At 68.3% G+C, this 22,325-nt stretch carries 26 protein-coding genes; 12 read left to right on the top strand and 14 right to left on the bottom strand.

The window, feature by feature from the left end:
* Positions 1-41: 41 nt before the first annotated feature.
* The 5 genes from pstA to A5648_RS05210 form a co-directional block, all read right to left on the bottom strand.
* Positions 42-956 (bottom strand): phosphate ABC transporter permease PstA, encoded by a 915-nt coding sequence (pstA, locus tag A5648_RS05230; RefSeq protein WP_065023520.1) that lies wholly within the window; start codon positions 954-956, stop codon positions 42-44.
* Positions 953-1,906, bottom strand: a complete 954-nt coding sequence (gene pstC / locus A5648_RS05225; protein WP_207511600.1) for a phosphate ABC transporter permease subunit PstC — start codon at positions 1,904-1,906, stop codon at positions 953-955. Before pstC ends, pstA begins: the two co-directional genes overlap by 4 nt.
* Before the next feature lie 36 nt (positions 1,907-1,942).
* Positions 1,943-3,052 (bottom strand): phosphate ABC transporter substrate-binding protein PstS, encoded by a 1,110-nt coding sequence (gene pstS, locus A5648_RS05220; protein ID WP_065023518.1) that lies wholly within the window; start codon positions 3,050-3,052, stop codon positions 1,943-1,945.
* Positions 3,053-3,163: 111 nt separating this feature from the next.
* Positions 3,164-4,048 (bottom strand): mycothiol synthase, encoded by an 885-nt coding sequence (gene mshD, locus A5648_RS05215; protein WP_065023517.1) that lies wholly within the window; start codon positions 4,046-4,048, stop codon positions 3,164-3,166.
* Positions 4,045-4,827 (bottom strand): winged helix-turn-helix transcriptional regulator, encoded by a 783-nt coding sequence (locus A5648_RS05210; RefSeq protein ID WP_065023516.1) that lies wholly within the window; start codon positions 4,825-4,827, stop codon positions 4,045-4,047. The genes mshD and A5648_RS05210 overlap by 4 nt, the downstream gene beginning before the upstream one ends.
* 59 nt (positions 4,828-4,886) lie before the next feature.
* On the opposite strand from A5648_RS05210, the gene lmeA reads away from it, so the two are divergent.
* The 7 genes from lmeA to A5648_RS05180 all read left to right on the top strand — a co-directional run bounded on the left by lmeA (position 4,887) and on the right by A5648_RS05180 (position 8,712).
* Complete coding sequence (lmeA, locus tag A5648_RS05205) at positions 4,887-5,678, top strand: mannan chain length control protein LmeA (protein ID WP_065023515.1); 792 nt, start codon at positions 4,887-4,889, stop codon at positions 5,676-5,678.
* A gap of 2 nt (positions 5,679-5,680) precedes the next feature.
* Positions 5,681-6,097, top strand: a complete 417-nt coding sequence (locus A5648_RS05200; protein ID WP_065023514.1) for a thioredoxin family protein — start codon at positions 5,681-5,683, stop codon at positions 6,095-6,097.
* 29 nt (positions 6,098-6,126) lie between these two features.
* Positions 6,127-6,216 carry a putative leader peptide gene (locus A5648_RS25065; protein WP_369127102.1) on the top strand — a complete coding sequence of 30 codons (90 nt, stop codon included), beginning with the start codon at positions 6,127-6,129 and terminating at the stop codon, positions 6,214-6,216.
* Between the two features lie 94 nt (positions 6,217-6,310).
* The gene (locus A5648_RS05195) at positions 6,311-6,781 is read left to right on the top strand and encodes a DUF4395 domain-containing protein (protein WP_065023513.1); all 471 of its coding nucleotides are present in this window, start codon (positions 6,311-6,313) and stop codon (positions 6,779-6,781) included.
* 18 nt (positions 6,782-6,799) lie between these two features.
* Complete coding sequence (locus A5648_RS05190; protein ID WP_065023512.1) at positions 6,800-7,633, top strand: sulfurtransferase; 834 nt, start codon at positions 6,800-6,802, stop codon at positions 7,631-7,633.
* A 1-nt stretch (position 7,634) separates the two neighbouring features.
* Complete coding sequence (locus A5648_RS05185; protein WP_065023511.1) at positions 7,635-7,937, top strand: DUF1416 domain-containing protein; 303 nt, start codon at positions 7,635-7,637, stop codon at positions 7,935-7,937.
* A 118-nt stretch (positions 7,938-8,055) separates the two neighbouring features.
* The gene (locus tag A5648_RS05180) at positions 8,056-8,712 is read left to right on the top strand and encodes an FABP family protein (RefSeq protein WP_065023510.1); all 657 of its coding nucleotides are present in this window, start codon (positions 8,056-8,058) and stop codon (positions 8,710-8,712) included.
* Positions 8,713-8,759: 47 nt separating this feature from the next.
* On the opposite strand, the gene A5648_RS05175 is transcribed toward A5648_RS05180, so the two are convergent.
* Positions 8,760-9,614: an aminodeoxychorismate lyase gene (locus A5648_RS05175; protein WP_065023509.1), complete on the bottom strand. Its 855-nt coding sequence runs from the start codon at positions 9,612-9,614 to the stop codon at positions 8,760-8,762.
* A 35-nt stretch (positions 9,615-9,649) separates the two neighbouring features.
* On the opposite strand from A5648_RS05175, the gene A5648_RS05170 reads away from it, so the two are divergent.
* Positions 9,650-10,729 (top strand): YgfZ/GcvT domain-containing protein, encoded by a 1,080-nt coding sequence (locus A5648_RS05170; RefSeq protein ID WP_065023508.1) that lies wholly within the window; start codon positions 9,650-9,652, stop codon positions 10,727-10,729.
* Positions 10,730-10,865: 136 nt separating this feature from the next.
* Positions 10,866-11,033, top strand: coding sequence for a DUF3073 domain-containing protein (locus A5648_RS22440; RefSeq protein ID WP_082966327.1), 168 nt, complete (start codon positions 10,866-10,868; stop codon positions 11,031-11,033).
* Between the two features lie 83 nt (positions 11,034-11,116).
* Here A5648_RS22440 and purM read toward each other — a convergent pair whose 3' ends face one another.
* The 8 genes from purM to A5648_RS05130 all read right to left on the bottom strand — a co-directional run bounded on the left by purM (position 11,117) and on the right by A5648_RS05130 (position 18,593).
* Positions 11,117-12,217, bottom strand: a complete 1,101-nt coding sequence (purM, locus tag A5648_RS05165) for a phosphoribosylformylglycinamidine cyclo-ligase (protein ID WP_065023507.1) — start codon at positions 12,215-12,217, stop codon at positions 11,117-11,119.
* 35 nt (positions 12,218-12,252) lie between these two features.
* Complete coding sequence (locus tag A5648_RS05160) at positions 12,253-13,491, bottom strand: acyl-CoA dehydrogenase family protein (protein ID WP_065023506.1); 1,239 nt, start codon at positions 13,489-13,491, stop codon at positions 12,253-12,255.
* Positions 13,488-14,624 (bottom strand): acyl-CoA dehydrogenase family protein, encoded by a 1,137-nt coding sequence (locus A5648_RS05155; protein ID WP_065023561.1) that lies wholly within the window; start codon positions 14,622-14,624, stop codon positions 13,488-13,490. The genes A5648_RS05160 and A5648_RS05155 overlap by 4 nt, the downstream gene beginning before the upstream one ends.
* A gap of 26 nt (positions 14,625-14,650) precedes the next feature.
* Positions 14,651-15,496, bottom strand: a complete 846-nt coding sequence (locus tag A5648_RS05150) for a TauD/TfdA dioxygenase family protein (RefSeq protein WP_065023505.1) — start codon at positions 15,494-15,496, stop codon at positions 14,651-14,653.
* A 35-nt stretch (positions 15,497-15,531) separates the two neighbouring features.
* Positions 15,532-15,867 carry a hypothetical protein gene (locus A5648_RS05145; protein ID WP_065023504.1) on the bottom strand — a complete coding sequence of 112 codons (336 nt, stop codon included), beginning with the start codon at positions 15,865-15,867 and terminating at the stop codon, positions 15,532-15,534.
* Positions 15,864-17,078, bottom strand: coding sequence for an SRPBCC family protein (locus tag A5648_RS05140; RefSeq protein ID WP_065023503.1), 1,215 nt, complete (start codon positions 17,076-17,078; stop codon positions 15,864-15,866). The genes A5648_RS05145 and A5648_RS05140 overlap by 4 nt, the downstream gene beginning before the upstream one ends.
* Positions 17,079-17,120: 42 nt before the next feature.
* Entirely contained in the window at positions 17,121-17,879 is a 759-nt protein-coding gene (locus tag A5648_RS05135) for an SDR family NAD(P)-dependent oxidoreductase (protein ID WP_065023502.1), read from the bottom strand.
* 111 nt (positions 17,880-17,990) lie between these two features.
* A complete protein-coding gene (locus tag A5648_RS05130; protein WP_065023501.1) occupies positions 17,991-18,593 on the bottom strand; it encodes a TetR/AcrR family transcriptional regulator in 603 nt (200 codons plus the stop codon).
* A gap of 97 nt (positions 18,594-18,690) precedes the next feature.
* Between A5648_RS05130 and A5648_RS05125 the strand changes: the two genes are divergently transcribed.
* Genes A5648_RS05125 through A5648_RS05115 form a run of 3 tightly spaced genes read left to right on the top strand, consistent with a single transcriptional unit; the run spans position 18,691 to position 22,325 of the window.
* A complete protein-coding gene (locus A5648_RS05125; protein ID WP_065023500.1) occupies positions 18,691-19,833 on the top strand; it encodes a spirocyclase AveC family protein in 1,143 nt (380 codons plus the stop codon).
* Positions 19,834-19,836: 3 nt separating this feature from the next.
* On the top strand, positions 19,837-20,655 hold the full coding sequence (locus tag A5648_RS05120; RefSeq protein WP_065023499.1) for a CbbQ/NirQ/NorQ/GpvN family protein: 819 nt from the start codon (positions 19,837-19,839) through the stop codon (positions 20,653-20,655).
* The gene (locus A5648_RS05115; protein ID WP_065023498.1) at positions 20,652-22,325 is read left to right on the top strand and encodes a nitric oxide reductase activation protein NorD; all 1,674 of its coding nucleotides are present in this window, start codon (positions 20,652-20,654) and stop codon (positions 22,323-22,325) included. Before A5648_RS05120 ends, A5648_RS05115 begins: the two co-directional genes overlap by 4 nt.

Here is a 22,325-nt window from a genome sequence, read left to right as displayed (position 1 = left end):
CCTATTCATTGCCCACCGCTTCGCGTTGGATCGCCGACAGACTAGAACTTCTTCGGCGCGAGCACCCTTGCCCCGAACCGGGCCGCGATGTTCAGTATCCCTATCAGCACGATCAGCGTGAGCGCGGCACCCCAGAGACGATCAGTGGGCACCGCACCCGTACCCGCGCCCGCCGACGTCTGGTCATACATCATTCCCGGCAACGATCCCATGAAGCCGTGAAACATGTCGAAGTTCATCGCCTGCGCATAGCCGACCAGGATCAGCAGCGGCGCCGTCTCGCCCATCACCCGGGCCAACGCGAGCAGGATCCCGGTGATGATTCCCGACAGCGCGGTCGGAATGACGATGCTGACTATGGTCTTCCACTTCGGGGCGCCCAGTGCGTAACTGGCTTCCCGCAGGTCCATCGGGATGACCCGGAGCATCTCTTCGGTCGCCCGCACGATCACCGGCACCGTCAGCAGCACCAGCGACAGCGACACCGCGAAGCCGGAACGCTGAAATCCCAGGGTGGCCACCCACAGCGCATAGATGAACAGCGCCGCCACGATCGACGGCACCCCGGTCAGGATGTCTACCATGAATGTGGCGAGCTTGCCGAGCCGGGTGCCGGCACCGTATTCGACCAGGTAGATGCCCACGAAGACACCGAGCGGGATCGACAGCGCCGCGCACACCGCGCCTTGCAACAGGGTCCCGACGATCGCGTGGTAGGCGCCGCCGCCGGGCGCAAAGGCCGTCATACCGGCCTGCGAATGGGTCCACCAGCGACTGGAGACGACTGCCGGAAGACCGTGCTCGATCACCGAATACATCACCCACACCAGCGGCACCAGCGCCGCGGCCATGGCGAGGGTGACCAGCACCGTCGCCACCTTGTTCACCAGCCTGCGCCGCAGGCTGACCGTGGCGAAAGTCCGTTCCTTGACGGGCCGATCCAGTAGGGCGGTCACTGGTGCACCTTCTTGGTGATGGCGGCGCGCGCCAACGCGTTGACGACCAGGGTGAGTACGAACAGCACCAACCCTGCGGCGATGTAGGCACCCGCCTTGTACTGGTCGTTGAACTCTGATGCGGTGGCGGCAATCTTGGTGGCGAAGGTGGAGCCGCCGTCGAACAGCGACCAACCGAATGCCTTCTGGGTGGCCCGCAGAATGATCAACAGCGCTACCGTCTCACCGAGCGCGCGCCCCAGTCCCAGCATTGCGGCGCTGATGTAGCCCGATCGCCCGAACGGCAGTATCACCATCTTGACCACTTCCCAACGAGTCGCGCCCAGTGCCAGCGCGGCCTCGATCTGACCGCCGGGGGTCTGCGCGAACACCTCGCGGGTGACCGCGGTGATGATCGGCAGGATCATCACCGCCAGCACGATTCCGCCGGTGAAGATGGTCCCTCCGCCGGCGACCGACGCATTGCCGGTGGCGAACAGGAACACCTCGCCGAAATTCTCGTTCAGCCATTGCGCGCTGCCCCGCAGCTGCGGCGCCAGCACGTACAGCCCCCACGCCCCATAGATGATCGAGGGCACCGCGGCCAGCAGTTCGACCAGATACGCCAGCGGCCCGACCAGGCGCCGGGGCGCGTACTGGGCGAGGTACACCGCCACGCCCAAGGCCACCGGCATGGCCAACAACAGGGCGAACAGCGAGACGAACACCGTCACCCGCAGCAGTTCGGCGATGCCGAAGTGCATGGCCGAGGTGTCGGTGGTGACCCAGCTGCCGGCGTAGGTGAAGAAGTTCTCCTTGTTGCGCCGCAACGCCGGGATGGCGCGCAACAGCAGAAAGCCCCCGACGGCGGTGATCAAGACGATGATCAACACGCCCGACCCCTCGGCCACCAGGCGGAACACCCGGTCGGTCAGGCGGCCTCCGGCGGAGCGTCTGGTCGACGAAGTCACCGGCGGGACACCCCCCTTCGGTTGCGCAGAACCCGGCTACTGAATCGCGTCGATCGCAGCGCTCAGTCGCCGCTTGAGCGGTTCAGGCAACCGTACGTAGCCCGCCTCCGCCAGTCCGTCCTGGCCGGAGGTCGACGCCGTCGTCAAGAAGGACTTCACCGCCGCCGAGGTGGCCGGGTCATAGCCCTTGGAGCAGACGATCTCGTAGGTCACCAGCACCAGCGGGTACGCGGCGGGTTGCCTGGTCCCGTAGAGCGAGCGCAGGTCCAGTTGCAAGTCGTGGCTGTCCTCGGCGACGAACCCGGCCGCCTGGATCGCAACACCGGCGGCCTCGTCGGTTGCGGCGACCACCCCGGCTCCGGAGTCGATCATCGCGGACTGCAGGTTGGCCTGGTCGGCGAAGCCCTTCTCGACGTACCCGATGGCGCCCGGCGTGCTCTGCACCGCCTGCACCACACCGGCGGACTTCTGCGCGCCCTCGCCCACGCCGCCCTGGAACTCGCTGCCGTCGCCCTTGGTCCAGCTCTGCGGGGCAGCCGCGCTGAGGTACTTCTGGAAGTTGTCGGTGGTGCCCGAGGAATCCGACCGGTAGATCGGGGTGATCGGAGCGGCCGGCAGCTCCACACCCGGGTTCAAGGCCACCAGTGCCGGGTCGTTCCAACTGGTGACCGCGCCGCTGAAGATCCGCGCCAGTACGTCGCCGTCGAGCACCAGGTGCTCGACCCCGTCGAGGTGGTAGGCCATGCTGACCGGGCCGAACACCAAGGGCAGATGCCACGCCGGATTGCCGCCACCGCACCGGTCGGCCGCCGCGGAGACCTGAGCCTCGGTGAGCGGCGAGTCGGATCCGGCGAAGTCGACATGGCCGGCGATGAACTGTTCACGGCCGGCACCGGACCCGGTCGGGTTATACGACAGGTTCTTGCCCGCGCACTCCTTGCCCCACACCTGGTTGAACACGGCGATCGCGTTCTGCTGGGCGGTCGACCCTTCGGCGGTCAGCGCGTTCTTCCCGCCGCAATCGGCGGAACTCGATGCGCCGGCGGCGGTTCCCGGGTCGGCGTTGTCGTCACTGCCGCATCCGGTCAGGCCCAGCCCCGTGACCGCGGCCGTCAACAGCGCTAGGGCCGCCGTCCTGGATTTCATCGCTTCTCGCTTCCTCGCCCGGGTTCAACCCACCCGGAACCTAAACGGCACTCATGGATGGCGTCCACCTGGCAGGTGAACGGATGGTGAACAAATCGACGACGGCCGTGCTCAGGCCCCGTAGGCGGTGTCCACGTTGTGCACGGCAAACCCCAGCTGTCGGTAGGTGCGTAGCGCCGCGGCGTTGTCCGCCTCGACGTAGAGCAGCACGGTCGGCGAGGCGGCCTCGGCGAGCCGGTCAGCCAGATGGTCCAGGCCCACCTCGGTGAGTACGCGTCCCAGACCGCGCCCCTGCGCGGCCGGATCGACCCCGACGATGTAGACCTCACCGATGGGTTCGGCGCCGGCGTGGATCTTGGTCCAGTGGAAGCCCAGCAGCGTCCGGTCAGCGGCTTGGTCGAACGCCAGAAAGAGCCCGTGCGGATCGAACCACGGCTCGGCACGCCGTTCGGCCAGATCCGCCGCGGTCCAGCCGCCCTGCTCCGGGTGCCAGGCGAAGGCGGCGTTGTTCACCCGGAGCAACTCGGCGTCGTCGGACTCCCCCGCGTAGCTGCGGATCACCACGCCGGACGGCATCGTGGGGTCCGGCAACCCGCGCAGCGACCGCCGCATCTGCAGCAGTTCGCGCACCGCGGTCAGGCCCAGCGCCGCGGCGGTGGCCTGGGCCGCGGGCAGTGTGCCGTGCGCCCAGAACCGGTTACGGCCTTGCGTTTTCGCCAACGCGGCGCGGGCCATCGCGGACCCGATGCCACCTCGACGGGCCTGCGGCGCCACCACCAGTTCCGCCATGGTGTCATCGGGGCTCAGGTTCAGATAGCCCAGCACCGCACCGCCGTCCTCGACGAGCAGATGCCCGGCGCGGTCACCGGCGAGCTCGCGCAGTACCTGCTCACCGACCGGGGCGACACCGTCGTGGTCCCCGGCGGCGGCGACCAACTCCCGAACCTGCCGCTGCTCGTCGTCGGTGAGTGCGGCCCGCCACTGCGGGGCGGTCACTGACTGGCCAGCGACTCGGGTGCCCCGTCATCTGCGGCGTCGGCGCCCCTGTCCTCGACCGCCTCCTCGGCGTCGTCGGATTCGTCGTCGGACGCGTCCGCGGGTTTGCCACGCACCGGCCGGACCGCCTTGTAGCCGACGTTGCGGACCGTGCCGATCAACGACTCGTACTCGGGGCCGAGCTTCGCCCGAAGCCGCCGGACGTGCACGTCGACGGTGCGGGTGCCGCCGAAGAAGTCATAGCCCCACACCTCCTGCAGCAGCTGCGCGCGGGTGAAGACCCGGCCGACGTGCTGGGTGAGGTATTTCAGGAGCTCGAATTCCTTGTAGGTCAGATCCAGCGGCCGGCCCCGCAGCCGCGCGGTGTAGGTGCCTTCGTCGATAACGAGCTCGCCGAGCTTGGTCTGACCGGAGGCCTGGTCGGCGGCCGGCGCGACCCGGCGGCCGGTCAACAGCCGCAGCCGGGCGTCGGTCTCGGCCGGTCCGGTTCCCGGCAGCAGGATCTCGTCGACACCCCACTCGGCGTTGACGGCGACCAGCCCGCCCTCGGTCACCACCGCCACCACCGGCACCGAACCGGCGGTAGTGCTCAGCAGTCTGCACAACCCGCGGGCTCCGGCCAGATCGGTGCGCGCGTCGACGAGCACCACCTCCGCCGAGCCGGCCTCGAGCAGCGCGGAAACCTCCGGCGACGCCGTCCGCACTGTGTGTGCCAGCAGCGACAGCGACGGCAGCACCGCTTCGGGGTGCAGGTCAGCGGTCAACAGCAGTAGCTCCAACGAGGCCTCCAGCGTCCCAGGTGATCTAACGATAGCGTGCGACCTGCCAGAATGGCCGGGTGCGCAGGGTGCTTATCGGGATATCGGCCGTGATCGCGGCTCTGGTCGTCGCCGCCGCCGGAGTCGATTTCGGGACCAGCGTCTACGCCGAATACCAACTGTCCCGGGCGGTTCGCCGGGCCACAGCCCTCGGATCGGATCCCTTCGTGGCGATCCTCGGCTTCCCATTCATCCCGCAGGCGCGGCGGGATCACTACGACGAGGTGGAGATCAAGGCCCCCGCCGTCGAGCTGCCGATGATCGGCAAGGCGATGCTGGAGGCCACCATGCATTCGGTCGACCTGAGCGAGGCGTCCTGGCGGTTCCGTCCCGGCGCCAAGATCCCGGTCGCGAAGCTGGAGAGCCGGATCATCATCGGGTCGGTGTATTTGGGCCGCTACCTGGGCATTCGCGACCTGATGGTGGAAGCGCCCCCGAGCGAGACCAACGACGCCACCGGCGGCACCACCGAGTCGGGGATCTCCAGCAGTCGCGGGCTGGTGTTCACCGGCACGCCGGCCGGCTACGGCAAGCGGGTCAGTGTCGCGGTGGACCTGTCGATCGCCGGCGCCGACCACAGCACCCTGGTGATCACCCCGACCGGGGTGCTCACCGGGCCGGACACCGCCAACCAGCACGTTCCCGAAGAGCAGCGGGCCGCGGTGCTGGCGGCCTTCCGCGGCAGCCTGCCGCAACAACGGCTGCCGTTCGGGCTGGTTCCCACCAGCCAGGGTGCCCGCGGCTCCGACGTGATCATCGAGGGCATCGCCGGGGACATGAACGTAACCCTGCCGGAATTCCGCCAGCGGTGAGCATGATCGCGATCGTCGCCGGCTGTGCGCTCGCGGGCGTGATCGGCTGGTGGTTGAACCGCCGGGCCGGGGTGCTTCGGACGGTAGCGGTCAGCGACTCCGGGGCCGACGCCGGCGACGACACCGCTGCCGCGTTTCTCGGGCTGACGTCCAGCGGCCCGACGGTGGTGCACTTCTCCGCGCCATGGTGTGGGCCGTGCGCCGGGGTGCGCCGGGTGGTCGACAACGTCTGCGACGAACTGGGCGTCGCACACCGCGAGATCGACATCGACGCAGATCCCGCTGCGGCGCGCAGGTTTTCGGTGCTGTCGCTGCCCACCACGCTGATCTTCGACGCCGACGGCCGGCAGCGCTACCGGGCTGCCGGCGTCCCGACGGCCGCTACCCTGCGATCCGCGCTGCAGCCGCTATTGGCTTGAACGCCCCGCCATTGGGTAGGCTGTACGCCGTGTTCGCCCGCCTTGAGCTTGTGCTCACCAAGCGCCGCACAGTCGACCTGTGCCGCACCGCGGGCTGCTGCTGTTGTCGCTGTCGCTGAGTCGCCGCGTTCTCGCGTCGCTCTGGAGCGCAGCCCGGTAATCCGTGGCATGTCTCCACCAGCCATTCGCCACGACAGCCAGGGAGCAGCAACCATGCCGAGCATCGAACCTGATACCAGTCAGGTAGACGTCCGCGGGCCCAGATTCACCGCTTGGGTCACCACCGCGGTGCTGGTGGCCGTCCTGCTCCTTTTCGAGTCGAGCCCGGCCGTGGCCACCGTCGTGCTGGCCGGTCAGGCCGTCGTGTTCGCGGTCGGTGCGGCGTGGGGTCCGCGCCGCCACCCCTACGGCGTGCTCTACCGGCGACTGGTGGCGCCGCGGCTGGGTCCGGTGACCGATCGTGAGCCGGTGGCGCCGCTGCGCTTCGCGCAGCTCGTCGGCCTGGTGTTCGCCGTGATCGGAGTCGCGGGATTCGCCTTCGCCCCGGGGGTCGGGCTGACCGCGACGGCCTTCGCGCTGGCAGCGGCCCTCCTCAACGCGGCCTTCGGCATCTGCCTGGGCTGTCAGCTCTACCCGCTCGTCGTGCGCCTGCGCCCGACACCAGCCTCGTTCGCTTCGAAGTAACCGGAAGGATTGCCCGCCATGGCTCGCTCCGACGTCCTGGTCTCCACCGACTGGGCTGAGAGGAATCTCGACGCACCCGCCACGGTCTTCGTCGAGGTCGACGAGGACACCAGCGTCTACGACACCAACCACATTCCGGGCGCGATCCGGCTGGACTGGCGCAAGGATCTGCAGGACCCGGTCCGGCGTGATGTCATCGACGCCCCCGCATTCTCCAAGCTGCTCTCCGAACGCGGCATCTCAGAAGACGACACCGTAATCCTCTACGGCGGCAACAACAATTGGTTCGCCGCGTTCGCCTACTGGTACTTCAAGCTCTACGGGCACCAGAACGTCAAGCTGCTCGACGGTGGCCGCAAGAAGTGGGAGCTCGACGGGCGCCCGCTGTCCGGCGAGAAGGTCACCCGGCCCGCGACGTCGTACACGGCCAAGCCGCTGGACGAGTCACTGCGGGCCCGCCGTGACGAGGTGGTCGCCGCGATCAACACCAAGAACCTGGTGGATGTGCGCTCCCCCGAGGAGTTCTCCGGCAAGATCCTGGCGCCGGCGCACCTGCCCCAGGAGCAGAGCCAGCAGCGCGGGCACATCCCGAGTGCGATCAATGTGCCGTGGAGCCGTGCCGCCAACGAGGACGGCACCTTCAAGTCCGACGAGGAGCTGGCCACCCTGTACGCCGGCGCCGGCCTGGACGGCGAGAAGGAAACCATCGCGTACTGCCGGATCGGTGAGCGTTCGTCGCACACCTGGTTCGTGCTGCGCGAGTTGCTCGGCCACCGCAACGTCAAGAACTACGACGGCAGTTGGATGGAATACGGCTCCCTGGTGGGCGCCCCGATCGAATTGGGAAGCTGATATGTGCTCTGGACCGAAACAAGGACTCGCCTTGCCGGCCAACGTCGACTTGGAGAAGGAGACGGTGATCACCGGCCGGGTGGTGGACAGCTCCGGGGCGACCGTCGGCGGCGCGTTCGTGCGGCTGCTGGACTCCTCTGAGGAGTTCACCGCGGAGGTCGTCGCCTCGGCCACCGGCGACTTCCGGTTCTTCGCCGCGCCGGGTGCATGGACGGTGCGGGCACTGTCCGCGGCCGGCAACGGTGACGCCGTGGTGACGCCGTCGGGGGCGGGCATCCACGAGGTCGACATCAAAGTCGCCTGACCGCTCGGGATAGACTTCCCCTCGTGGTCCTGTTCTTCGAGTTATTGCTGGTGGCGGCTACTGGGCTGATCACCTGGTTTGCGCTGTACACGCTGTATCGGCTGATCACCGACGAGATGTGAGTGCCCCCGGCGGCGACGACCGTCCGGTCATCCCGGGTTCGGGCGACCGTGCGGTAGCCGCCGCTGCGGAGCGGGCACAGCAGACCGCGGCCCGCAATATCCCCGTCTTTGACGACCTCCCGGTCGCCGATACCGCCAACTTGCGCGAAGGCGCGAACCTGCACGACGCCCTGTTGGCGCTGCTGCCGCTGGTCGGGGTGTGGCGCGGCGAGGGCGTGGGCCACGGCGCGCACGGCGACTACCGGTTCGGCCAGCAGATCGTGGTCTCCCACGATGGTGGCGACTACCTGAACTGGGAAGCCCGCTCCTGGCCGCTCGATGAGGCCGTGGGCGGTCCCGCCTTGCGGGAGACCGGCTTCTGGCGGTTCATCGACGACCCCGCCGATCCGGACGAGACCCAAGCCATCGAGCTGCTGCTGGCGCACTCGGTCGGTTATGTGGAGTTGTTCTACGGGCGCCCGCACGGTCCGGCGTCCTGGGAGCTGGCCACCGACGCGTTGGCCCGCAGCAAGTCCGGTGCCCTGATCGGTGGCGCCAAGCGGCTCTACGGCATCGTCGAGGACGGCGATCTGGCCTACGTGGAGGAGCGGGTCGACGCCGACGGCGAGCTGGTGCCGCACCTGTCGGCCCGGTTGGTCCGCTTCGTCGGCTGATTCCTTGCGTTGACTCTACCGGCCAAAAGTACGAGTGAGTCGCCTGGTCAACGGGCGATAGCGCGATCCACCAGGGCGGCAAACTCGGTAGCGGACACCCGCGGGTTCAGCGCCCGGCCGTCCAAGGTGTGCACCCGAGCGGCCAGGGTGATGCTGGAGACCAGCCAGACATCCTGCGCCGCAAACAGATCCGTGTCCCGCAGCGACGTGTACTCGCACTGATAACCCGCACCGCGAGCCACCTCGAACAGCGCCTCGGCGGTGGTACCGCGCAGAATCGGCTGCGACGACGGCGGCGTGATGATGCGCCCCGGTTCCACCAGGACGACGGTGGAGCGCGGGCCCTCCAGGACGTAGCCATCGGAGCTGATGAAGATCACGTCGTCCGCGCCCTGTTTGGCGGCGTGGCGCAGCGCCGCCATGTTGACCGCATACGACAGGGTCTTGGCCCCGGCCAGCAGCCACGGCATCGCCGGCCCCTGCGCCGGCACGCCCCGGTCCAGGCTCAGCACCGCCACGCCCTTTCGGCGGGCCTCGGCGATGCGAACCGGCAGCGGGGTGATCATCACGTACGCCGTTGGTGCCGAACCGCTTTCCCGGCCCCGGCTGTAGATCATCCGCAGCGCGCCCTCGCCGGCCTGCGGCCACTGACGCACCGCCTCCTCGACGGCATGGCGCCACGCACCCAGATCCGGGGCGGGCAGATCCATCAGCTCGGCGGAACGGGCCAGTCGCTGCAGATGCGCGTCGAGCAGACAGGCGGTGCCGTCACGCACCAGCAGGGTTTCGAAGACGCCGTCGCCACGCAACACCGCCAAGTCGTCGGCATGCAGCAACGGGACATCCGGCGCGACCGGCCCGCCGCCCACGGTGACGATCGTCACGGCGTCATCGGCGGGCATGGACCCTGAGCGTAGCGGCTCCGTAGAGTTGACCTGTGTCCGCGGTACCCGCCCCCGATCCCGGCCCCGATGCCGGCGCAGTCTGGCACTATGGCGATCCATTCGGCGAACAGCGAAGTGCCCAAACCGAAGCCGTAGTCGTGGACCGATCCCATCGGGCCGTGCTCACCGTCGGCGGCCCGGAACGCAGGACGTGGCTGCACACCCTGTGCACCCAGCACGTGGCTGAACTTCCCGACGGCGCCACCACCGAGAACCTGACCCTGGACGGCAAAGGCCACCTCACCAATCACTGGATCCAAACCGAACTGCGCGACACCATTTATCTCGACACCGAGCCGTGGCGCGGCGAACCGTTGGCCGAGCACCTTCGCAAGATGGTGTTCTGGGCCGACGTGACGATTCAGCCCGCCGATCTCGCGGTGCTGTCCCTGCTGGGTCCCCGCCTGGCCGATCCGGCGGTGCGCGACGCGCTGGGGGTGGGCGCGCTGCCCGGCACCGATGCGGTGGCGATCGGTGACTCGGGCGCGTTCGTACGGCGCGGACCCGGCGAACACGCGCTGGAGCTGCTCGTGCCGCGCGCCGAGAAGGCCGCCTGGCAGCGCCGGCTGACCGGGGCCGGGGTCAAGCCCGCCGGGGTGTGGGCCTACGAGGCCGAGCGGGTGGCAGCGCGTCGGCCGCGCCTGGGCCTGGACACCGATGAGCGCACCATCCCCCACGAAATGAACTGGATCGGCGGCCCGGGCGTCGGCGCGGTGCACCTGGACAAGGGGTGCTACAGCGGGCAGGAAACCGTGGCCCGGGTGCACAACCTGGGCAAGCCGCCCCGGATGCTGGTGCTGCTGCACCTGGACGGATCGGTGGACCGGCCTTCGACCGGCGACCCGATCACCTCCGGTGGCCGCCCGGTGGGCCGGCTGGGCACCGTGGTGGATCACTTCGAACTGGGACCGATCGCCCTGGCACTGCTCAAGCGCGGACTGCCGGCCGACACCCCGTTGTCCACCGGCCCCGGCGGGGAGGTCAGCGCGGTGATCGACGCCGAATCGATGCCGCCGCCGGATGTGCGGGGGGCGGGGCGCGTCGCCGTCGACCGGCTGCGGGGCCGGGTTTGACGGTCGTCACACCGGCACAGGCCAGGTCGGCGGTCGGCCGGACCACCGGGTAAGCTGTCGGCAGGACAATACACACACTCAGATCGGAGCCGCCTGCTCGTGGGGCCGCTCCGTTATTGCGCGAGGGGGTCCCCCCATGGGCCGCGGCCGGGCTAAGGCGAAGCAGACCAAGGTTGCTCGAGAGCTGAAGTACAGCTCACCGTCGACCGATTTCACCCAGCTCCAACGTGAGCTGGCTGGAGCTGAGGTCAAAGACCCAGACGGTGACGACTCGTGGAGCAGTGACGACGACTGGCGCCGCTGAGCGCTGAGGCCTGAACCGCCGGGTTGGTGCGGCGGCCCCAGCTTCACCTCTCCTCCGTCGAGGCTCGCCGGACCGCCGGGGCGCTAGAACCTCGGGTGCTGCCCGACCAGCTTGGCGCCCGCGCTCGCGGCGTCTTCCCCAGCGGTCTTGCCGGCCTTGGCCACCGTGCCCAGCGGCCAGCAGTCGACGTGGCGGGCGGTCAGGATCGCCAGGGCCCGGTCGGTGTCCTCCGGCGCGACGACGGCGACCATGCCGACACCGAGGTTGAACGTCTTCTCCATCTCGTCGCGGCTCACCCGTCCGCGCTGCGCGATCATCGCGAACACCGGGGCCGGCGTCCAGGTGCCGCGGTCCACCTCGGCGACCAACCCGTCCGGGATGACCCGGGCCAGGTTGCCGGCCAAGCCGCCGCCGGTGACGTGGCAGAAGGTGCGCACCTGGGTTTCGGCGGCCAGCGCCAGACAGTCCTTGGCGTAGATGCGGGTCGGCTCCAGCAGTTCCTCGCCCAGCGTGCGGCCGAACTCCTCGACGTGTCCGGCCAGGTTCATCCGGTCGATGTCGAGCAGCACCGCCCGAGCCAGCGAGTAGCCGTTGGAGTGCAGGCCCGAGGAGCCCATCGCGATCAGGACGTCACCGGGGCGGACCCGGTCCGGTCCCAGCACGTCGTCGGCTTCCACCACGCCGACGCCGGTCGCGGAGATGTCGTAGTGGTCGGGTTCCATCAGGCCGGGGTGCTCGGCGGTCTCCCCGCCGAGCAGGGCACAGCCGGCCTGCACGCACCCTTCGGCGATACCCGAGACGATCGCGCTGACCCGTTCGGGCACCGTGCGGCCGACGGCGATGTAGTCCTGCAGGAACAACGGCTCGGCGCCGCAGACCACCAGGTCGTCGACCACCATCGCGACCAGGTCGATGCCCACGGTGTCGTGCTTGTCCATCGCCTGGGCGATCGCCAGCTTGGTGCCCACGCCGTCGGTGGAGGACGCCAGCAACGGCTCGCGATAGTCGTTGCGCAGGGCGAACAGCCCGGCGAATCCGCCGAGCCCGCCGCGCACCTCCGGCCGAGTGGCCCGGGCGGCCAGCGGTTTGATCAGTTCGACGGCCCGGTCACCGGCGTCGATGTCCACACCTGCCGAAGCGTAGGTGACGCCCTGGGCGCTCGAGTGTGCTGCGGGATCCGTCATCGCGGTAAAGGCTACCGTGCTCGCGGCGGTCGCGGTCAGGCCCGGTTGTGTCGGACCTGGTTGAACGGGACACCCCGGTCGGCGGCGTATTCGCGGGGCAGGCCCAGGACGCGCTCGGCGATGACATTGCGCGCCATCTCGTTGCTGCCGCCCCCCAGCGCCACCGTCTGGCGGGACAGGTACCGTTTGCCGACTTTGAGCAGCCGCGCCTCGCCGTCGACGACGCCGAGCGGCCCGGCGACCTCGGTGGCGGTGTCGACCTCCAGGAAGGTCACGTCGGAGTGGAACAGCCGGATGAGCGAGCCGGCGGCCGGCGGCAGCGCCCCGGTGCGCGTGGCGCGCCCGACGTAGTCGACGAGACAATCGCGCACCATCCGGCGGGCGAGCACCCGGCCGATCTTGTCCTGGGTCAGCGGGTCGTCGGCGGTTCCGGCGTCGGCGGCCAGGGCCAGGAAGTCGCCGGCGGCCATTTCAGTGCGTTCGGGGCCGCGGCCGCTGGCGAACTCCGAGCCCTGTCCGACGGCGCGGCGTTCGTGGAACAGCAGCCGGGAGGCGACGTCCCAGCCCTTGTTGACCTCCCCGACCACCGCGTCGTCGCCGAGGCGCAGGCCGTCGAAGAACTCCTCGCAGAACTCGTTGGAGCCGTCGACCTGTTCGATGCGCCGCAGCGTGACCCCGGGCGCGTCGACCGGCATCAGGAACATCGTCAGGCCGTCGTGTTTGGGCACCGTCGAGTCGGTGCGGGCCAGCAGCAGCCCATAGTCGGCGGCGAAGGCACTGGTGCTCCACGTCTTGGCCCCGCTGATCACCCAGCTGTCCCCGTCGCGATCCGCGCGGGTGATCAGCCCCGCCAGATCGGATCCGCCGCTGGGTTCGGAGAGCAGCTGGACGAGCACCTCTTCCCCCCGCAGCGCCGCGTGAATGTGCCGGCGCTTCTGCTCCTCACTTCCGGTGTCCAGCAGCGTCGCGCAGCAGATGGTGAAGGTCGGGACGTTGAGGATCAACGGCATCTCGTAGCCGTCGGATTCGACGTTGAAGGCCTTCTGATAGCGGATGTCCAGGCCGAGACCGCCGTATTCGCGCGGGAAGCAGATCCCGGCGAAGCCGCCGTCGTACAGCCGCCGCTGCAATTCCCGGGCACGCTGCCAGGCGCCCTCGTCGTCGCGACCGTTGCGGGGCGGCTGCTGCGGGTCGAGTCGCGGCATGTTGGCGGCCAGCCAGCTGCGCGCTCGGGCGGCGAACTCCTCGACGGTGAGCTCTGCGGTCTGGCTCATGCGGCCGGCTCCGTTGCGCTCGCGGCCCTGCTGATGGCCTGATGGTGTTCGGCGGCGGTGCCGAACAGCCCGGCGTACAAGGTGATGCGGCGCAGATACACGTGCAGGTCGTGCTCCCAGGTGACGCCGATACCGCCGTGCAGCTGGACACATTCCTGGACCAGCAGCCCGGCGTGCTCGCCGAGATAGGACTTGGCGGCGGCGGCCCACACCGCGGCGTCCGCGGCGCGCGCGGCCACCTTGTCGACGGCGCCGGCGGTGACGGCGCGACCGGCGTGCAGCCACATGGTCATGTCGGCGAGCCGGTGTTTGAGCGCCTGGTAGGACGCCAGCGGCCGGCCGAAGCTGTACCGATCCCGGCTCCACTCGAGTGTCATGGCCAGCACCACATCCAGGATTCCCACGGTTTCGGCGCAGGTCAGGGCGATCGCCACCTGGGCCTGGCGGTCGATGAGTTGCGCTGTCTGCGCTGCGCTGCCCACGACTGCCTGGGTCTCGACGTCGTTGAGCTCGATCCGCGCGTACTGCTTGACCAGGTCGATGCAGGCCTGCGGACGCACCGTCACCCCGGGGGCGTCGGCGCCGACCAGGAACTGCCGCAGCGCACCGTCGTCGGTACGGGCGCCGACGAGGATCAGGTCGGCCTGGGCACCGGCCTCCACCCGGTCTTTGACGCCGTTGAGCCGGTAGCCGGTCCCGGTTTTGGTGGCGGTGGCACCGGGCTGGTGTGGCCGAAAGGCCCGGCCCGGTTCGTCTGCCGCCCAAGTGGCCACCTGCTCACCGGAGACCAGCGCCGCTATGGTCGCGGCGTGCTCGGCGCGGTTGTCCGCGTCGACCAGACCCGCCAGCACGGTGCTCACCGGGTACAGCGGCCCCGGCGCAACAGTGCGCCCGATCGCTTCGGCGATCGCCGTGAGGTCGTGCAGACCGCTGGCCGAGACACTGCCCCCGCCGAGTTCCTCGGGCACCAACAAGCCGGCCCAGCCCAATTCGGCGGCTTGGGTCCACCAGTGCGGGTCGTAGGAGCGGCCTTGTGCGTGCAACTCGCGCTGCGCGGTCAGCGTCGCGTGTTTGTCCAGGAACGCGCGTGCTGTGTCGACGAACAGCGCTGTCTCCGAGGTTAGTTCGGCCACCGAGCCTCCTTCGTGCCGTTGGGCCGTCACTGGATCGGCTCGTCGCCGAGCACCGTGGTACGCAGCATCTCACGTGGCGAGTCGGGGGCGTACGGGGCGGCGCGATGCAGCACGCCGCGGTTGTCCCAGATGACGGTGTCGCCCACCGACCACTTGTGCCGATAGACCTTGGCGGGCACCGTGGCGCGGTCCAGCAGTTCGGCCAGCAGCGCGCGGCCCTCATCAAGATCCATGCCGACGACGTAGTCAGTGGAGGCGCCCAGCACCAACGACTTTCGGCCGGTGCGGTGCGTCCACACCAGGGGATGCTCGTGGGTGGGCCGGGCCCGCCACTTCGCCAGTTCTTCCGGTGTCGGAGCGGGTGTGACCCGGCGCTGGGACGCTTCCAGCGAGTGCACCACCCGCAGCGAGCCGAAGCGCTGCTTCTCGTCGTCGGTGAGTACGTCGTAGGCGGCGTAGGAGCTGGCGAACTCGGTCTCGCCGCCACGCTCGGCCACCTGCACCGCGGAGAGCACGGTGGCTTTCTGCGGGCACTCGTCCCCCGTCGGCGTGCAGCCGTCGATATGCCAGTCGAAGGTGGCGCGCAGGTAGCTCGCCGCGGAGTTCTTCGCCGTGTTCAACGTGATCGGATAGATGCCGGCGACCTCGTGATGGCCGTCCGAGGAGAAGTCGACGCTGCCCAGCCGCCCGCAGAACCCAACCTGATCCCGGGGTTTGAGCTGCAGATCGCGGAAGACCAAGACCCCGTTGTCCTCCAGTGCGTCAAGAACTGCGGCAGCGAGCTGATCGTCGTCGACCAGCCGTTGCGGGTCGACGCCGACGACCTCGGCGCCGACGGAAGAGGTGAGCTTGTTGATCGTGAGCAGACTCATCGGCTGCGTCCTTTCGGGCGATGGATTTCCGGTGGTCACGGAACCGGCCAGCCGGTGCGGATCATGACGGCGTCGGCGGCATCGACGGGGGCGGGCTGGCCCATGACTTCCACCGCCATCGCCACCATGACCAGCGAATAGATCAGATGGAGCAGGTTGAGCGCGTCCTCGGGGAGCTCGTCCAGCGCGAACTTGTCGCAGTAGTCGATCGCTTCCTCCAACCGCGGGAAGAACGCCTCGTAAAAGAGCCGCAACTCCGGGATGGTGCTGGCCAGCCGCTGGCTGAAACGTTCGGTTTCCGTTGGCAAGCACCAGGTTTCGGTGAACTTCTCCAGTTCGGCGAAGGCGCTGGGCAGCCTCTTGGCGGTCATCGGGCCGCTCCCGCGCCGGCGTGGTCGCTCCGGTAGTCGTCCACCCAGTCGTTGACCACCTTGTGCAGGTGCCGGACCAGGATCTCCTGATCGTTGAGGGGAAAATCGTCGACGATGCCGTACTCCAGCGCAGCTTGGGTGCCGCCGAGCATGCCGGCGTCCTGCAGTGCGAACTCCTTGAGCACCACCGAGGCCACCTCGTGCTCGATGCGTTCGCGCACGGTGCGGGCCGGATGGAAATAGGTGTGAGCCTCGAACCGGTGGGTGTTGTGCGAGGTGGGCCAGTACCGGTACAGCAGGTACCAGCCGCCGTAGATGAGGATCTCGGTGTTGGGGAAGATCTGGAAGTTGCTGATCCCCCACGGTTCGATGCCGCCCGGATTCACCCCGGCCGGCACCTCGCCGATGTCGGGGGTCTGCCAGGGGCCGACCAGCCCGCTGCGAGTGGCCCGCTCGATCGGGTACATGTACTCCGGCGGCAGCAGCCAGCGGCGCCGGCCGGCGGTGGACACCAACCGGTGCGGCCCGTCGAGCTGGAAATGACCACAGGTGAAGCCGGCGTCGGGTACCCGCACCGCAGCGGGAACCTGCTGTGAATGCAGCGCCGGCACATGGTAGTACTCCTGGAAGGCGTCGGCGAAGATCTTCCAGTTGCTGTTGTTGTGGGCCACCCAGTCGTAGCGTTCGGTCAGCTTCTGAAACGGGTAGTCGTCGAGACCGGTGATCATCGGCCCGAGAAAGTCGCGCAGACCCTGCCGCGGTTCGTCGGCGAAGTTGATGAAGATGAAGCCGTTCCAGATGTCGCAATGCACACTGACGAGATCCGGGTCGGCACCGTCGAATCCGTGGCTGCGGCGGCAGCGCTTGCAGGTGAACTCCTGGCATTGCCCGACGGTCTCGCGATCCGGGAAGTCGTCCCAGACCAGCTTCGTCGCGCACCGCGGGCAGACATTGTGGAATGCGCGAATCCCCCGGTCCGCGTGGACCAGGATGACCGATGCCTGGGCCGCTTCGATCTCCTTGGTGGCGTAGCTGCCGTGGTCGGGCGCCTCCTCGACGCGGCCGACGTTGAGCCAGGCGCGCTTGAACACCGCCTCACGCTCGACCTCGTAGAACTCGCGCGACGTGGAATCGGCGAACGAGACCGGACCGGTGCCGAGATCGTAGTGCTCGGTCCAGGAACCCTCCGCGGGCCTACCGGATCGTTGCATCTGAACCTCCCTGTTTGCCTGGTGCCGGCGAAATCCGCTGTGTCACATCACTGACCCGCCGTTGACGCCCAGCACTTGACCGGTGATGAAACCGGCTTCCTCCGAGCACAGGAATCCGACCGCCGCGGCGATGTCGCCTCCGCTACCCAGCCGGCCCAGCGGGATGTTCGCGGCGATCTGCTCATTGGGCGGCAGGTATCCGGCTGCCTGCGATTGGTGCTGCATGGGCGTCTCGATACCCGAGGGCGGGATGTTGTTGACCGTGATGCCGTGCACGGCGTACTCGCGGGCCAGCGACTTGGTCAAGGTGATGACCGCGCCCTTGGATGCCGCGTAATGGGCGGCGAACGGCGTTCCGCGCTGAGCGGACGACGACGAGATCATCACGATGCGCCCCCAGCCGGCGTCGACCATGTCCGGCAGCGCCGCCTGGCAGCAGTGGAAGGTGCCGGTGAGGTTGACGTCGATGATTCTCGCCCACTCCTGTGGGGTGATCTCGGCGAAGGCGGAGTAGCCGAATAGGCCCGCACTGGTGACCAGAGCGGCGACCGGTCCCAGCTGGCTGCGCACCTTCGCGACGGCGTCGTCGACGGCGGCCCGGTCGGTGACGTCGACTCCGATGCCCAGCGCCGTCGCGCCCTCGCCGCGCAGGTCATCGGAGACCCGCTGTGCGGCTTGGTCATTGATGTCCAGGACGGCGACCTGATAGCCACGCCGGCCAAGTTCGTGACAGGTGGCCTCGCCCATGCCTGAGGCTCCGCCGGTGACCACGGCGACCCGCGGCGGCACCACTGTGGTCATTGCATCCCCTTCGGCGCCGTTCGGCGGATCGCGAACTCGGACATCGCGAGAATATTATCAAGTACTTGTCATTGATCTCAAGTGCTGGCGATCTGCGCTGCGGACATCGGCTCAGGGCAGCTTGATCATCGAGACGTACATCGCCACGATCGGCCGGTAGAGATCGACGTCGTCGAGCTGACTGGCCAGCACGGCGGAATCGCTGGTGGCTACCAGTACCTGGGCCAGCGTCTGCGCCGGAATCAGCAGAGTCCCGCCGAGCCGTTCGACGCCCTCGACGATGAACGTCGCCAGCTGCTCGACGACCTCGGCCCGCTTGCCGGCGACCCGCTCGCGGGCCTCGGGGTTGCGCAGTAGATACAGCGCGAACTCATGCCCGAGCGCGGCGTGCTCGGCGCCATGATCCAGGCTCAGCTGCCGCCAACGTTCGGCGATGTCGTCCAATTCGCGCGCCCCGACCTGACTCGCGTTGGCCATCACGTCGGCGAAGTTGTCGAAATAGCGCCGCCAATAGCGGTCGCTGACCGCCAGAAAAAGCTCTTCTTTGCCGGCGAAGTGCTTGTAGATGGCGCCCTTGGTGTAGCCGGCGGCTTGGGCGATGTCATCGAGAGTCGCCGTATTGAAGCCCTTTTCGGCGAATACTTCCTCGGCGGCATCCAGCAATAGCGAACGCGTGTGCGCCAGCCTCCGCTCCCGGGTCCACCGCTCCACCATGGTCGAAATTATCCCACAGAATCTGCGATACCCCTTGGCAGCTTAGATACCGGTGAGTATATTTTGGCCCACTGCGCTATCGGAAAGGGACCGCATCATGAGTAGCGGCGTGTCGAGTCGAAAGAACGTTGTCGCCGAGCCGACATCCTCCAGTCACCGGGGCGGCGTCCGGATCTGGGCCGCCGTCGGCGGGGCGCTGCTGGCGCTGCAGCTGTATGTCTGGGCGCGGTGGATCACCGGACCGTTCTTCGAACGCGTCCCGGTAGGGCCGAACGATCCGCCGATGTACATGAAGGTGCCCCTGATGGCCAACGCCATCGTTTTGTGGGTCGGCCTGCCGTTCGCCATCTGGTGGTTCTTCATCCGGCCGTGGCGACGCGAGCGGCGAATCACGCTGGACGGCATGTTGTTTGCATCGATGGGCTTGATGTTCTTTCAGGATCCGCTGCTCAATTACTTCAACACCTGGTGCACCTACAACACCTGGCTGTTCAACCGGGGTTCGTGGACGGCGCACATTCCGGGGTGGGTCTCCCCCGAGGAACCGGGCCGTCAGGTCGCCGAGCCGCTGTTGACGAACGCCCCGGGATACGCCTACGGCGTGCTGCTGATCACCATCGCCGGATGCTGGGTGATGCGAAAGATCAAGGCGCGCTGGCCGGACATCAGCAATCTCCGCCTGATCGCCGTCACCTATGCGATCGCGTTCGTCTTCGACTTCGTCATGGAGGGCTTGGTCCTGCTCCCGACTGGGTTGTACACCTATCCCGGGGCCATCCGATCCGTGTCGCTCAATGCCGACACCTATTACCAGTGGCCCGTTTACGAGGGACTGATGTGGGGAGCCGTGCAGGCGGCGCTGTGCTGTCTGCGCTACTTCACCGATGATCGCGGCCGCACCGTCGTCGAGCGCGGACTCGACAGTGTCCCGGGTGGATTCGCCCGCCAGCAGTCCACCCGGTTTCTGGCGATCTTCGCCGGGGTCAGCGCGTGTTTCTTCGCCTTCTACATGGGACCCGCGCAATGGATCGCCCTGCACGCCGATCCCTGGCCGCAAGACCACCAGCAGCGCTCCTACTTCACCGGGGGCATCTGCGGTGACGGCACCGACAAGCCGTGCCCGCATCCCGCCTTGCCGATACCGACCAATCGCTCCGGATACATCAATGTCGACGGCCAACTGGTGATGCCCGAGGGCGTTTCGGTGCCCCCTGTCGTGCCCTTCGAGCGCGGGAACTAAAAGATGCTGTCCAACAGCCGGCACGCAACCATGGAAAGTCCTTCCGGGACACCGTTTTACCGCGGAGTCGGCGATGAGGTGGAGGTATTTCGGGCCGCGGCGGGCCGCGGTTTGCCGGTGTTGTTGAAGGGTCCCACGGGATGCGGGAAGACCCGGTTCGTGGAGGCGATGGCCCATCGGCTGGGCCGCGACCTGATCACCGTCGCCGGTCACGAGGACATGACGTCGGCGGATCTGGTGGGCCGTTTCCTGCTCAAAGGCTCAGAGACGGTCTGGGTGGACGGCCCGTTGACCCGCGCCGTGCGTGCAGGCGCCGTCTTCTACCTTGACGAGGTGGTGGAGGCCCGCCAGGACACCACCGTGGTGATCCATCCCCTGGCCGATCACCGCCGTGAGCTTCCCGTCGATCGGCTCGGCACGACAGTGCCTGCGGCGCCGGGGTTTCAGCTGGTGATCTCCTACAACCCCGGATACCAAAGCGTGCTGAAGAACCTCAAGGAGTCGACCCGCCAGCGGTTCGTCGCCATCGAGCTCGGCTTCCCTCCTGCCGAGATCGAAGTCGCGATCGTTGCGCACGAAGCCGGGATCGATGCGCAGACCGCGCATGCGCTGGTCGCGCTCGGCAACGCCATCCGGAACCTGGACGGCTCACCGCTGCGGGAAGGCGCCTCCACCCGGATGCTGATCCTGGCCGGCGGCCTGGTCGCCGAAGGCCTGAACCTGCGCAGCGCCGTCCGGTCCGCCATCGTCCAAGTCCTCTCCGACGACGCCGACGTCATCCGCGCACTTGGCGAACTCGTCGACGCTGTTCTCCCGATGTGACCGCTTCCGACGATCCCGAGAACCCCGACCGGCTCCGGTTTCTCGCCGGCTACCTGGCGGGCAGGACGGTCGGTGTCTCGCGGGCACCGGCGGGCGAGCCCGCCTACACCGACGGCCGTGTCGTCTTCGTGTCGGCGGGGGCCGGGTGCGCGCAGCAGCGCCGCGAGGTGCTGGTCCAAGGCGCTCTGCTCGGCGCCCGGAGCCTGGATACGCGGCTGGTCAAGGCACTCCGGTCACGCCCATCGGTGGCGCGGCGCTACCTGGCACTCGAAGGCGACCGGGTGCTGGCCGAACTCGCCGACCGGCTTCCGCTGGCAGCGACGCTTCGCTCCGGGGTGCGCCCGCGTACGGCATCTGCCGATGAATCGCTCAAGGCGGCCAGGAGCCGGGTGAAGGTCGCAGATCCGCCGGAGTGGTTCGGAGTCATCAAACCCTCTCGGCTGTTGGCGTCGCCCCCTGCCGCCGGCAAGGCCACCGATGCGGACCTGCGGCCGGAATTCAACTTCACCGAGGCCCCCGAGGATGCGGACGGGGAAGGGTCGGGCGAAAGCAGAATCCTCAAACTCTTCGACAATCCGGTGTTCAATTCGCAAGCGCTCTCCGACTTTCTGCGAAAGCTGCTCGGCGGCTCGCGCTCGGCCGGCGACAGCGACTCCGGCGGGGAACTGCCGGTGCGCTCGCTGCGGCGGACGCAGCCGAGCAGAGCGAACGCCCGGCCGCTGCCCAAGCGGATCCGATTCACCGACGGGAGGCCCGCCGCGGCGGTAGGCGTAGGCGGCGCTTGGTATCCCGAGTGGGATGTCTTCAATAACACCTACCGGCGCGACTGGTGCCGGGTGGTCGATTTCCCGCTCACTGCTGCCGCAGACGCCTCGGACGCCGGTGTGATCCACGACGATGTGCTTCGACGGCGTCTGGCGCGCGTCGGCTTGGCACCCAAGGCTTTACGGCGCCGCGCCGATGGGGACGAGCTGGACCTCGAGGCGCTCATCGAGCTGTTCGTCGACCTGCGCTCGGGCCATTCGCCGCCGGAACACGTCTACACCGAACGCCGCAAGCTGGCGCGTAATCTCGGCGTGCTGATCCTGCTGGATGCCTCCGGGTCGGTGACCGATGCTGATCCGGGTGGCCTTGCGGTACACGACCATCAGCGACGGGCGGCGGCCACCCTGGCCGTCACCCTCGAAGAACTCGGCGATCGGGTGGCCGTCTACGCGTTTCGGTCGCAGGGTCGGCAGTCGGTTCAGCTGCCGGCGATCAAGACGTTCGACCAACGTTTCGGCGCCATCGGGCGAGCCCGCCTGAACCACCTTCAACCGTCGGGCTACACCCGGCTCGGCGCTGGAATCCGGGGCGCCGCAGAAATTCTCAAGTCGGATGCGGGTACCCCGAATCGTCTGCTGCTGGTCTTGTCGGATGGTTTCCCCTACGACTTCGGTTACGAAGGGCGTTACGCCGAAGCCGACGTCGGCAAGGCCATTGAGGAACTCCGCGCGGACGGCGTTGCGTGCCTGTGCCTTACCATCGGAGCCGCGGAGGCCGGTCGGGAGGCCTTCTGCTCGGCCAGCCATGCCAGCGCCATGACGCTGGCCGAGTTGAGCCCGCAGATGGACGAGTTGTTTTCGGCTGCCCTCGCCGAACTCGCCGCGCCGAAGCCGGCCACCCGATGA

This window comes from Mycolicibacter sinensis, assembly GCF_001673565.1.
Classification (GTDB): domain Bacteria; phylum Actinomycetota; class Actinomycetes; order Mycobacteriales; family Mycobacteriaceae; genus Mycobacterium; species Mycobacterium sinense_C.
Note: the sequence above shows the minus strand (reverse complement) of the source record. Positions and strands in the feature narration are given on the sequence as shown.

Excerpts from the sequence above, each read along its gene's own strand:
- A5648_RS05190 (WP_065023512.1), top strand. The coding sequence starts at position 6,800 with ATGGCTCGCTCCGACGTCCTGGTCTCCACCGACTGGGCTGAGAGGAAT.
- A5648_RS05140 (WP_065023503.1), bottom strand. The coding sequence starts at position 17,078 with ATGCAACGATCCGGTAGGCCCGCGGAGGGTTCCTGGACCGAGCACTAC.
- purM (WP_065023507.1), bottom strand. The coding sequence starts at position 12,217 with ATGACGGATCCCGCAGCACACTCGAGCGCCCAGGGCGTCACCTACGCT.
- A5648_RS05200 (WP_065023514.1), top strand. The coding sequence starts at position 5,681 with ATGATCGCGATCGTCGCCGGCTGTGCGCTCGCGGGCGTGATCGGCTGG.
- pstS (WP_065023518.1), bottom strand. The coding sequence starts at position 3,052 with ATGAAATCCAGGACGGCGGCCCTAGCGCTGTTGACGGCCGCGGTCACG.
- A5648_RS05135 (WP_065023502.1), bottom strand. The coding sequence starts at position 17,879 with ATGACCACAGTGGTGCCGCCGCGGGTCGCCGTGGTCACCGGCGGAGCC.
- A5648_RS22440 (WP_082966327.1), top strand. The coding sequence starts at position 10,866 with ATGGGCCGCGGCCGGGCTAAGGCGAAGCAGACCAAGGTTGCTCGAGAG.
- A5648_RS05195 (WP_065023513.1), top strand. The coding sequence starts at position 6,311 with ATGCCGAGCATCGAACCTGATACCAGTCAGGTAGACGTCCGCGGGCCC.
- A5648_RS05160 (WP_065023506.1), bottom strand. The coding sequence starts at position 13,491 with ATGAGCCAGACCGCAGAGCTCACCGTCGAGGAGTTCGCCGCCCGAGCG.
- A5648_RS05150 (WP_065023505.1), bottom strand. The coding sequence starts at position 15,496 with ATGAGTCTGCTCACGATCAACAAGCTCACCTCTTCCGTCGGCGCCGAG.
- A5648_RS05185 (WP_065023511.1), top strand. The coding sequence starts at position 7,635 with ATGTGCTCTGGACCGAAACAAGGACTCGCCTTGCCGGCCAACGTCGAC.
- A5648_RS05125 (WP_065023500.1), top strand. The coding sequence starts at position 18,691 with ATGAGTAGCGGCGTGTCGAGTCGAAAGAACGTTGTCGCCGAGCCGACA.
- A5648_RS05130 (WP_065023501.1), bottom strand. The coding sequence starts at position 18,593 with ATGGTGGAGCGGTGGACCCGGGAGCGGAGGCTGGCGCACACGCGTTCG.
- A5648_RS05145 (WP_065023504.1), bottom strand. The coding sequence starts at position 15,867 with ATGACCGCCAAGAGGCTGCCCAGCGCCTTCGCCGAACTGGAGAAGTTC.
- A5648_RS05120 (WP_065023499.1), top strand. The coding sequence starts at position 19,837 with ATGCTGTCCAACAGCCGGCACGCAACCATGGAAAGTCCTTCCGGGACA.
- A5648_RS05175 (WP_065023509.1), bottom strand. The coding sequence starts at position 9,614 with ATGCCCGCCGATGACGCCGTGACGATCGTCACCGTGGGCGGCGGGCCG.